This window comes from Polyangium sorediatum (assembly GCF_029946465.1).
Classification (GTDB): Bacteria; Myxococcota_A; Polyangia; order Polyangiales; family Polyangiaceae; genus Polyangium; species Polyangium fumosum.
The window spans coordinates 140151-151222 of sequence record NZ_JARZHI010000025.1 but is presented as its reverse complement, the minus strand read 5'-3'; the positions used below and the strand labels follow the sequence as shown (position 1 = coordinate 151222).

Annotated in this window: 8 protein-coding genes; 7 read left to right on the top strand and 1 reads right to left on the bottom strand. The window is 68.5% G+C overall.

From position 1 onward, the window contains the following. The 7 genes from QHF89_RS26360 to gor all read left to right on the top strand — a co-directional run. A partial coding sequence (locus QHF89_RS26360) for an alpha/beta hydrolase family protein (RefSeq protein WP_425440846.1) occupies positions 1–1017 on the top strand: 1017 nt, incomplete at its 5' end. A gap of 106 nt (positions 1018–1123) precedes the next feature. Beyond that, on the top strand, positions 1124–3778 hold the full coding sequence (locus tag QHF89_RS26355; RefSeq protein ID WP_136970182.1) for a hybrid sensor histidine kinase/response regulator: 2655 nt from the start codon (positions 1124–1126) through the stop codon (positions 3776–3778). 190 nt (positions 3779–3968) lie between these two features. Next, the gene (locus tag QHF89_RS26350) at positions 3969–4658 is read left to right on the top strand and encodes a hypothetical protein (protein ID WP_136970181.1); all 690 of its coding nucleotides are present in this window, start codon (positions 3969–3971) and stop codon (positions 4656–4658) included. Positions 4659–4692: 34 nt separating this feature from the next. Beyond that, positions 4693–5409, top strand: a complete 717-nt coding sequence (locus tag QHF89_RS26345; RefSeq protein WP_136970180.1) for a dienelactone hydrolase family protein — start codon at positions 4693–4695, stop codon at positions 5407–5409. Positions 5410–5484: 75 nt separating this feature from the next. Then, positions 5485–6558, top strand: a complete 1074-nt coding sequence (locus QHF89_RS26340) for an STAS domain-containing protein (RefSeq protein WP_284720954.1) — start codon at positions 5485–5487, stop codon at positions 6556–6558. Positions 6559–6789: 231 nt separating this feature from the next. Further along, positions 6790–7845: an STAS domain-containing protein gene (locus tag QHF89_RS26335; protein WP_136970179.1), complete on the top strand. Its 1056-nt coding sequence runs from the start codon at positions 6790–6792 to the stop codon at positions 7843–7845. A 180-nt stretch (positions 7846–8025) separates the two neighbouring features. Next, positions 8026–9402: a glutathione-disulfide reductase gene (gene gor, locus QHF89_RS26330; protein ID WP_136970178.1), complete on the top strand. Its 1377-nt coding sequence runs from the start codon at positions 8026–8028 to the stop codon at positions 9400–9402. A gap of 400 nt (positions 9403–9802) precedes the next feature. Here the strand turns inward: gor and QHF89_RS26325 are convergent, their stop codons facing one another. Next, the gene (locus tag QHF89_RS26325; protein ID WP_136970177.1) at positions 9803–11071 is read right to left on the bottom strand and encodes a serine/threonine-protein kinase; all 1269 of its coding nucleotides are present in this window, start codon (positions 11069–11071) and stop codon (positions 9803–9805) included. Position 11072 lies beyond the last annotated feature (1 nt).

Sequence of the window (11072 nt, the reverse complement as noted above, 5' to 3'; positions counted from 1 at the left end):
GCTGGCGCGGCCGGGGGCGCGGGCGGCACCGGCGGCGCGGGCGGCGACGGGGGATTGGGCGGCGCAGGCGGCGCGGGCGGAGGGCAAGGCGGCGGGGGCGGCGCGAGCGTCTTTTTGAAGTGCGGCGACGCGCCTCCACCCGGCGCGGCCCTCGCGCCCGAGCCACCCAAGTATTCGGGCGGCGCGTGTCCCGCGCTCGTCTCCGGGCACAACCTCCTCAAGAGCGGCAACGCCGATCGGGACTTCCGCCTCGTCGTCCCCGCGGAGATCATGCCCGACGAGCGTCTCCCCGTGATCTTCCTCTGGCACTGGCTCGGCGGCAGCGCCGACGATTTTTACGAAAAGGGCCAGATCCAGACCGCCGTCGACCAGCAGCGCTTCATCGCCGTCATCCCCGAATCGAAGGACGACATCACCTTCAAATGGCCCTTCGACGCCACGCAGACCACGGCGCGCATGGAGGAGGAATTCGTCTTCTTCGACGACATGCTCGCCTGCGTGTCCGCGCAGTTCAGCGTCAACAAGGAGTGCGTCGCCAGCGCCGGCGTCAGCGCGGGCGCGCTCTGGACGAGCCAGCTCGCGGGCGGCCGTGGGCAATACCTCTCCTCGATCCTTTCGTTCTCCGGCGGCACGGGCGGCCTCATCAAGCCGTTCCCGAACCCCGAGCACCGCATGCCGGCGATCGTCCTCTGGGGCGGGCCCACCGACAATTGCTTCGGCGTCATGAACTTCGAGACCGCGTCGAAGGACCTCGAGCAGAACCTCGCCTCCCGCGGGCATTTTTTTCTCGAGTGCGTCCACAATTGCGGCCACGCCGAGCCGCCCATCGACGCCATGGACGGGCTCACGAGCTACGCGTCGATGTGGCAGTTCGTCCTCGACCACCCCTACTGGATCGGCGCCGGCGAATCGCCTTATGCCAAGGGTTTGCCCGATACCTTCCCCACCTGGTGCGACGTCGGCGCTGCGAGCGCCACGCCCCGCGAAGGAAGCTGCCCGAACGGCCCTGGCTGCTGAGCCCGCGCGGCCCCCGAGGCTGGTTTTTCCGGACAGCTTCGAGCAAATGCATTCGCCGTGACGTGCGACGTGCGCGGCACATAGTAGGGGTCTGTACGAACGCTCCGTGACGTCACGGAACCGAATGCAGACGCAGCGAACACAACGGTCCACGTCGCTCGGCTTCGTCGTGGCCGTCCTGTCGACGGCCACGGTGATGGTCGTGCACGCGTCGCTCGAACGATGGCTCGGCGCGTGGCCCCCATGGTCCCTCCTTTCCCTCGCGGTTGCGCTTCCGGCTGTGCTCGGCGGCCTCGGGCCTGGCCTGCTCGCCACGGGTCTTTGTGGGCTGGCCGTGTTCCTGCGTTCGGTGGCCGCGCGAGACGGAGCGCTCGTTGCCCTCTTTTTCGCGTTCGGCCTCGCCATGAGCTGGATTGGCGAGCGCATGCGCCGCTCCGATCGCCGCTTCGGGGATTGCACCTCGCGGCTCGATCGGCTGCGCGCCCTCGAGGCGCGCGTGACCGCGGAGGTGGAGGTCCTGCGCGAAAGCGAGGGGCGATTCCGCGCCCTCGCGCAGGCCTCGTTCGATCCGCTGGTCCTCCACAGCGAGGGCGTGATCCTCGACGTCAACCAGGCCTTCACCGAGACCTTCGGGTATGGCCGCGAGGAGGTCCTCGGGACGCGGAAAGAGCTGCTCGCGCCGGAGGATTTTCAGCCTTTGCTCGCGGAGCGGATGATGAGCGGCGCCGAGACCTCCTACGAGGCTGTGCTCCAGCGCAAGGACGGCAGCCGATTCGTGGCCGAGCTTCGCGGCGGCAATGTTCATGTCAAAGGCCGCCCGGCGCGCGCGACGGTCATTCGCGACCTCACGCCGCGCCGCGCCGCCGAGAGCGTGGCGCGCTGGACCGACGAGCTGTTCCGGCAGCTCTACGATTGGATCCCCCTCGGGATGGCGCAGGCGGACGCCAAGGACGGGCGCTTGCTCCGGGTCAACACGTGTTATTGCGATATCACCGGGTATTCGGCGGCCGAGCTCCTCAGCAAGAGGTTCAGCGAGCTCACGCACCCCGACGATCGTGAAAAGGACGTGGCCGGGTATCGGGAGGCCGCGCGGGACGGGCGGGTGTATCGCACCGAAAAGCGGTACCTCCGCAAGGACGGCAGCATCGCCTGGGTGCGCGTGCACGCCTTTTTCTTGCGGGACGTTCGTGGGGAGATCTCCACGTCGACCGCAGTGATCGAGGACATCACGCAAAGGAAGCACAACGAGGAGGAGCTCCGCGAGACGCAACGCTCGACCGAGGAGGCGCTCGGCCTGCTCGATAACCTCTTCGCGTATGCGCCCCTCGGCATTGCGCTGGTCGATGCGCAATGCCGGTTCGTGCGTGTCAACGAGAGCCTGGCGTCGATGAACGGCGCTTCCGTCGCCGAGCATGTTGGGCGCCGCGTCGCCGATGTCATCCCCGACCTGTGGCCGCTGCTCGAGGATGCGTATCGCCGCGTGCTTGTGGGCGAACGGCTCCTCAACGTGCCCCTCATCGGCGAGACGCGCGCGTGTCCGGGCGAGGTCCGCCACTGGCTCTGCAACTATTATCCGGTGCGCGACCGACGGGCGGGCGAGATCGTGGGCATCGGCATCGTCGTCCAGGACGTCACCGATCAAGACCGCGCCGAGGAGGCCCTGCGCGAGGCCGATCGCCGCAAGGACGAATTTTTGGCCATGCTGGCGCACGAGCTCCGCAATCCGCTCGCGCCCATCAAGACGGCCGTGGAGATCCAGAAGCGGGTCGAGCTCGCCGAGCCGCGGCTTTTGCGGTCCCGCGACGTCATCGAGCGGCAGGTCGGCCACCTCGTGCGCCTCCTCGACGATTTGCTCGATGTCTCGCGTATTTCGCGCGGACGGATCACCTTGCGAAAAGAGACGCACGAGCTCGGCGAGATCATCGACCAGGCGATCGAATCGACGCGGCCGCTCATCGACGCCCGCAAGCACCATCTCGACCTCGCGCCTTGCCCCGAGCCGCTTCACGTGAATGTCGACGCGGCGCGGCTCACGCAGGTCGTGGCCAATTTGCTGAACAACGCGGCCAAGTACACCGACGACGGAGGCCGCATTCACCTCGGCATCGAAAGGGGACCTCGAAACGAAGCGCTCATCCGGATCAAGGACAACGGCCGTGGGATCGATCCGAAGGACTTGCCGCATGTATTCGACACATTTTACCAATCGACGCGCACCCTCGACCGCTCGGAGGGGGGGCTCGGAATCGGACTCTCTCTCGTTCGCCGCCTCGTCGAGCTGCACGGCGGGAGGGTCGAAGCCCATAGCGACGGGCTCGGAAAAGGCAGCGAGTTCGTCGTCCGTCTCGCGCTGGAGGAAGCTCCAATGACGGCCCCGCAACCCCCCGAAATCCCCACGATGGGGCAGAGCCGCCGTGTCCTCGTCGTGGACGACAACATCGACGCGGCCGAGACGATGGCCGCGCTGCTCGAAACGCTCGGTCACGAGGTCTCCGTCGCGCACGACGGCGAGGCGGCCCTCGAAGCCGTGTCGAATGGCCACCCCGAGATCGTGCTCCTCGACATCGGCCTGCCGCGCATGGACGGTTATGAGGTCTGCAAGCGCCTGCGCGACGACGGGACCCTGCGCCCGTTCATCGTGGCCGTCACCGGCTACGGCCAGGCCGAGGACCGCGACCGCGCCCTCGAGGCCGGCTTCGACGCACACCTCGTCAAGCCCGCGAGCTTCGACGCCATCCAGGCCGTGCTCCGCGCTGCCTGAGCCCTCGCGGAAATCAGCCTGGATCCAGCCTCGGACAATATTCGTCCGAGCCAGTCCAAGTTCTCCACACCTGAACGCTTTCCGCGTGGTAGACGGACGAGCAGGCTCCTTTGCGCGAGCCACCCCTCGTATGTCCAGCGGCAAGCGTCACACGCCTCCTTCGGATCCAGCCTTTGGCCCCGCCAAACGTGTGTCCGAGCTTGTCTCGGGCGGCGACCCGGAGGCGCAGAAGGCGCTCGCCGACCGGCACCTCGCGCGCGCGCGGAAGCCTCGGTCCGTCAAGGCCATGCCCGCCGTGCGTCCGACCGAGCGGGGCTCCGGGACCTACCTGCGCCCCGTCCCGACGCGCTCGCGGGTCCTCAACGCCTTCCTGCACGAGGCCGGTGTGGCGGGGCTGCTCTCGCCGGACGTGACCGTGCTCGATGAGCAGGCGCTCGCCCCGCGCCTCGTCGAGCTCGCCCGCAAGTACTTCGCGCCCATGCTCGCTGCGGCCGGCAATGTCGAGGGTGCGCTGCGGATCGCCGCAGAGCTGCCCGCGGTCACGGGCGAGCGGGGCGCGCGCCTGGTCGTGCGTCGCGCCCTCTCCGCGCCGGGTCCGGTCGGGGCCTGCGCCCGGGATTACGAGGAGCACCGACGCAAGCTGGGGGCGCCCGAGCAGGACGACCTCGAAGGCCAGGCGATCCTCGCCGCGTTCGCGGGCCGCATCGTGGCGCAGGCCGAGCGGCTCCTCGGCCCGCACGTGCGCGACGAGGTGCAGGCCACGCTGCGCAGCCTCGCGCCTGCGCGCGCCGAGGGCAGGCCTGCGCGCAAGCCTTCGGTGCGCATGCCGGCGGCCGCGGGGCAGGGCGCGCCGGCCGACAAGAAGCGCAACCTCGGCTGAGGAGCGGCCTCCCCCATGGTACAAGGGGGGCTCGATGGATCAGCGCGAGATCAGGTTTCCTTGCGACGACGGTTTCTCGATGCGGGGCATCCTCACGCTGCCGGACCGGCCGGAGCCGCGGCCTGGGCTTTTGCTCATCTATGAGGTTTTCGGCCTCAACGAGGAGATGAAGCGCGTCGCACGGGAGTTCGCCGAGGCGGGGTATGTCGTGCTCATCCCGGACCTCTTTCACCGCGGCCCGAAGCTCTTATGCGTGGCGGGCGCGATTCGCTCGATCATCAAGCAACGCGGCCGGCCGATCGACGACCTCGACGCGGCGAGGCGGTATCTCGCGTCGCGCCCCGAGGTCGACGGGAACCGGCTCGGCGTGGTCGGCTTTTGCATGGGCGGCGGCTTCGCGGTCGTGCTCGCGATGCGCGGCCATTACAAGGTCGCTGCACCTTTTTATGGCGAGATCCCCGAGGATCTGCCGAGCGCCTGCCCGACGGTGGCGAGCTTCGGCGGCCTCGACAAGCCTTTGCGAGACGCGCCCGAGCGCTTGCGGCGGAACCTCGCGAGGCTCGGCGTCCCTTCGGACATCAAGGTCTACGAGGACGCGGGGCATTCGTTTTTCACGCGCACCGAGGGTGCAATTCTCCAGAAGATCGGCCCGCTCCTGCCGATGCACGCCGGCTACCACGAGCCCTCCGCGCTCGACGCCAAGGATCGCGTCCTCGCGTTCTTCCAGGAGCATCTCGACCGTGTAGTGTAACGTAGCACCATGTAGCAGCCTGCTTTTCCCGAATTCTGGATGCGGTTTTTCCGTCCCCGGTTTATGTTCGGCCGCATGAATCCGAAGCTTGAGGTGGGCGGCATCGACATCGAGTGGCGTGAGGAGGACGGGCTTTGCTTATGGGCGGGCGCGCCGGTGATGACGGCGTGGATCGAGAGCACCATGGCGGGGCTGCTCACGACGGTGCAGAGAATGGTCGGGGCCGAGCGGTTCGAGCTCGCGATGCAGCAGGGGGGGCGCGACAGCATCGACGGGGATTGGCGCATGATTGCCTCGGCGCCGACGTTCGAGGAGGGATTCGAAAGGCTCATCCGCGTCGCGGCGGCGGCGGGCTGGGGGCGCTGGCAGCTCGTCTCGGTCGACCTCGTCGCGCGCGAGGCGCGGGTGCGGGTCTACAACAACTGGGAATCGGTCGCGCAGCGCGCGCTCGGGGTCTCCTGGGGGGCGTCGTTCGTCGCGGGCAAGCTCTCGGGGATTTTCCAGCGCCATTTCGGGGTCCCGACCTGCTGGGCCGAGCAGACGTTGTTCGCGGCGGAGGGCGACGCCTTCGATGAATTCGTCATTCGACCCTCGGACCGGAGCCTCGAAGCGCGGCTCGATGCGCTCTTTCAATCGGATCAGGTCACGAAGGCGGACCTCGCGGTGGCGCTCGAGCGCGTGCGCCGGGAGGTCGAGGAGCGCACCCAGGCCGAGCACGCGCTGCGCGAAAAGCTCGACCTCATCGCGCAGCAGGAGGAGGCGATCCGGGCGCTCTCGACGCCGATCATCGAGGTATGGGACGGCGTGCTCACGCTCCCGCTCTTCGGCGCGGTCGATACGAGGCGCGCGGCCGAGATGATGGAGCGGCTGCTCGACGCGATCACCCACAAAGGCGCGCGGGTCGCGATCATCGATTTGACCGGCGTCGACGCGATCGACGCGGAGACGGCCGATCACATCGGAAAACTCGTGCGCGCGGCGGAGCTCGTCGGCGCGAAGTGCACCATCACGGGCATTCGCCCCGCGGTCGCGCAGACGATGGTCGAAATCGGGATCGATCTCACGAAGATCGCCACCCTGTCCACGTTGCGCGAGGCATTGCGCCGTTGCATGCGCCCGTCGGATCTTCGAACGCAGAAGAATTCCTGACCACGCGGAATCCGCGTGAGCGCCCGCGCCTCGCTCTAGCGACGACGCGGGCGCGCCGTTTTCCAGGCACACGGTCACGATTGCGCGTGGAAACGGCGTCAGGTTGTTGTCGCTCATGGGGTGCGCGGCAGGGCGCTACGCTATGGCTGCATCCTTTATTTCGCTGGCTTGATCGCGGCGCCGGCGATACGCTCCCTCGTCATTGCGAGGTGGGGCCGAACGATGGGCGACATGGTGCGTATCGGGGGGATCGACGTCGAGTGGGACGCCGAGAAAGGTGTGTGCACCTGGGGCGGCTCTCCCGCTGTGACGATGTGGACCGAGTCGTCCGTCGCAGGCCTTTTGTCCGGTTTTCACCGGATGGTCGGCACCGAGCGATTCCGGCTCGCGCTCCACGGCGGCGGGCGTGACAGCACGGACGGAGATTGGGCCCTCATTTGTTCGCAGCCCACATTCGAGGAGGGCTTTGCGGCGCTCGCGGCGGTCGCGGCGGCGGCGGGCTGGGGGCGCTGGGAGCTTGTCTCCGTCGACGCGAAAGCCCACGAGGCACACGTCCGGGTCCACAATAGCTGGGAATCCATAGCGCAACGCGCGATCGAGGCCCATTGGGGCTCCGCCTACGTGGGGGGCAAGTTCGCCGGGATTTTTCAGCGCCATTTCAGCGTGCCGTCGTGCTGGGCCGAGCAGACGGCTTTTGCGGCCCGGGGCGACGCGTACGACGAGTTCGTCGTGCGACCTTCGGAAAGGAGCCTCGAAGATCGGCTCGACGCGCTCTTTGAATCGGACCAGGCCACGAAGGCGGACCTCGCAGTGGCGCTCGAACGCGTGCGCAAGGAGGTCGACGAGCGCGCCGCGGCCGAGCGCGAGCTGCGCGAAAAACTCGAGCTCATCGCGCGGCAAGAAGAGGCGATCCGGGCGCTCTCGACGCCGATCATCGAGGTATGGGACGGCGTGCTTTCGCTCCCGCTCATGGGCGTGGTCGACAGCCAGCGCGCCGCCGAGATGATGGAGCGGCTGCTCCACACGATCACGCAAAAGGGCGCGACGTACGCGATCATCGACCTCACGGGCGTCGACATCGTGGATACCGCGACGGCCGACCACATCGGCAAGCTCGTGCGCGCGACCGAGCTGCTCGGCGCGAAGTGCATCATCACGGGCATTCGCCCCGCGGTCGCGCAGACGATGGTGCAGATCGGGATCGATCTCACGAAAATCAGCACGCTCGCGACGCTGCGCGAGGCGCTCCGGCGCTGCATGCGTTCGACCGAGAGGGGCCGCAAGTAAGGGCCCGCGTCGAGCGGAGCCCCAAACCCCCTGCCGACGTTGGGGCTACGCTCGGACGAGCCGAGCTACGCCCCAAACCCTGTCGTCATTGGGGCTACGCTCGGACGAGCCGAGCTACGCCCCAAACCCCATCGCGCGTTCGCCCATCCTCCCGCATACTCCCGCCGAGGAGGCCCCGCGATGACCACGTTCGACTTCGATCTCTTCACCATCGGCGCAGGCTCGGGCGGCGTGGCGGGGAGCCGCAGATCGGCGTCGTACGGCGCACGCGTGGCGATCTGCGAGGCGCGCCGCGTGGGCGGCACCTGCGTCCTGCGCGGCTGCGTGCCGAAGAAGCTGCTCGTCTACGGCGCGCACGTGGCCGAGGAGCTCGAAGACGCGCGTGGCTTCGGCTGGACGTTTGGCGAGGCCAAGCTCGACTGGGCGAAGCTCGTCGAGGCGAAGGAGCGCGAGCTCGATCGGCTGAACGGCATCTACGTGCGCATGCTGCGCGACGCGGGCGTCACGACGATCGAGGGGTATGCGCGGGTCGTGGATCCCCACACGGTCGAGGTCGCGGGCAAGCGCTACACGGCGCGGCACCTGCTCCTCGCGACGGGCAGCCGGCCCGTGCGGCCCGACATCCCGGGCAAGGAACTCGGCATCTCCTCGGACGAGGCGCTCGATCTGCCGTACGTGCCGCGCCGCGCGCTCGTCGTGGGCGGCGGCTACATCGGCGTGGAGTTCGCCGGCATCTGGCGCGCCGCGGGTGCGGAGGTAACGCTCGCCCTGCGCGGCGACAACGTGCTGCGCGGCTTCGATCAAGACGTGCGCGAGTCCGTGGCCGAGGGCATGCAGAAGCGCGGCATCCGGATCCTGCGCGAGACGATCCTCCGGAGCGTGGCGAAGGACGGCGACAGCCTGTCCGTGCGCCTCGCGGGCGGCGAGATCCTGGAGACGGACGTGGTCCTGTTCGCGACGGGGCGCGCGCCGAACACGGACGGGCTCGGGCTGGAGGAGGTCGGCGTGGCCCTCGACGAGGTGCGGGCGATCAAGGTCGACGGATACTCGCGGACGAGCGTGCAGAACATCTTCGCGGTCGGGGACGTGACCGATCGGATCAACCTGACGCCGGTGGCCATCGCGGAGGCGCGCGCCGTGGCGGAGACGCTCTTCCGGGACCGCCCGACCGTGATGAACCACGAGGACGTGCCGAGCGCGGTGTTCTCGCAGCCGCCGGCGGCCACGGTGGGCCTGCCGGAGCACGAGGCGCGGCGGCGGTATGGCAAGGTCGACGTCTACCGCGCGCGCTTCCGGCCGATGAAGCACACGCTCTCGGGGCGGGATGAGCGTACGATGATGAAGCTTATCGTGGATCGGGCGACGCAGAAGGTGATCGGCGCGCACATGGTCGGCGCGGACGCGCCGGAGATCATCCAGGGTGTGGCCATTGCGATCCAATGTGGCGCGACGAAGGCGCAATTCGACGCGACGGTCGGCATTCACCCGACGGCCGCGGAGGAGTTCGTCACGATGCGCGACCCGATCCCGGATCCGGGGCCGATGTCGGGCGATTGAGTCGACCCCTGTGGGGCCCCGTCGGATGGCTCCGGTCGAGGCGTATCCGCATGCAACGGGGGCGGTCTCCGCGAGCGGATGACAAGGCGCAGGTGCGAGGGGCAGGGGCCACGTGCTGCGCCTGATGAAGACTGCCTCGGGGCATAGGACGGCGGTTCTTGAGGAAGACCGGGAGTGGCTACGACACGGAGGCGGCTGCGTTCGGGCTGCCACGGGTCAGCCGCAAGGGGTCGCCTCGCCCCCTTGTCGCTGATGCGGGTCACCAGCGAGGGGTGGGTCGGAGGTGTTGCGGGCGACAGGGGGCAGGGCTTCGTGGGAGGACGCTGCCCCTGCGGGTGACCCGGATCCGCTCGTGCAGCGGCGGGACGTCGCTTCGAGTTGAATTCGCGGGGTAGACCGCTCAGCGCGTCGCGAAGAACGCTGCCGCGGCCACGGCCACGATCGCAATGACGGCGAGCGTGTAATTGATGGCGCTCGGCTTTTTTTCGGCGGCGCGCCGCGCGAGCTCGTCGGCCCGCGCCTTTTTCTTCTTCTTGCGCACCGCGCTCGCAGGCGCCGCTTCTGCCACCTTCGCCGGCTCCACATTGGCGCTCGGTTGTTCCGGGGGGCGCGTCGAGACCGAGGGCGGCGGCGGCGTGATCTTCCTCGAACGAACGGCCGCTTCTTCGACGGGCTCGCTCGAAATCGAAAGCGCGTCGAGCGCGTCGATCGCCGCGGCCGCGTTCGGGAATCGCTCGTACGGGTCCTTTTCGAGCAGCTTGCCCACGAGCGGCTCGAGCTCGGCGGGAATCTTCACGTCCGGCGCGCGCACCGAAAACGACGGCGGCGGCGTCGTGCGGTGATGCGAAAACATCTCGACCGGATCGGTCGAATCGAACGGGTGTTTGCCCGTCAGCATCTCGTACATCATCACGCCGAGCGCATAGAGGTCCGCGCGCTCGTCGACCGCGTCCATGCCGTGCGCCGCCTCGGGCGCGAGGTAGTTGATCGTCCCGAAGATCACGCCGACGCCGGTGAGGCGCGACGGCGGCCGGCCCTCCTTGGGCACCGTGAGCGGGAGCTTGCCGACGGAGACCTTCGCGAAGCCGAAGTCGATGAGCTTCGCCACGAAGCCCGCTTCGAGCATCACGTTCCGCGGCTTCAGGTCGCGGTGCACGATGCCGAGCTCGTGCGCGGCTTGCAGGCCGAGCAGGATCTGCCGCGCGACGTGCACGACGGTGCGCGGCTTCATCGGCCCCTCGCGGATCACCTCGGCGAGGTTCTTCCCCTCGACGTACTCGAGGATCAGGAAGTACGAGCCGTCGTCGAGTTTTCCGAAGTCCGTCGCGTGGGCGATGTTCGGGTTGTCGATGTGCGCGCCGACGAGGGCTTCGCGCTCGAAGCGCGCCACGATCTCGGGGTTGTCGTCGCTCTCGGGGTGCAGGATCTTCACGGCGATGCGCTTGTGCATGAGCACGTGCTCGCCGAGGTAGACGGCGCCCATGCCGCCCATCGCCAGGAGGTCGATGATCCGGTAGCGCTCCGAGATCGTCTGGCCAATCAGGTCCCGCGCGCGTTCGAGCGCTTTTTGGTGGGCCTCCTCGTTGGCCTGGTCGACGTCGGCCGGCGGATCGGCCTCGGCCTCGTCGTCGATCTCGATGGACTGCGCGCTCTCGTGGGTAGGCGACATG

Excerpts from the sequence above, each read along its gene's own strand:
- QHF89_RS26325 (WP_136970177.1), bottom strand. The coding sequence starts at position 11,071 with ATGTCGCCTACCCACGAGAGCGCGCAGTCCATCGAGATCGACGACGAG.
- QHF89_RS26335 (WP_136970179.1), top strand. The coding sequence starts at position 6,790 with ATGGTGCGTATCGGGGGGATCGACGTCGAGTGGGACGCCGAGAAAGGT.
- gor (WP_136970178.1), top strand. The coding sequence starts at position 8,026 with ATGACCACGTTCGACTTCGATCTCTTCACCATCGGCGCAGGCTCGGGC.
- QHF89_RS26345 (WP_136970180.1), top strand. The coding sequence starts at position 4,693 with ATGGATCAGCGCGAGATCAGGTTTCCTTGCGACGACGGTTTCTCGATG.
- QHF89_RS26340 (WP_284720954.1), top strand. The coding sequence starts at position 5,485 with ATGAATCCGAAGCTTGAGGTGGGCGGCATCGACATCGAGTGGCGTGAG.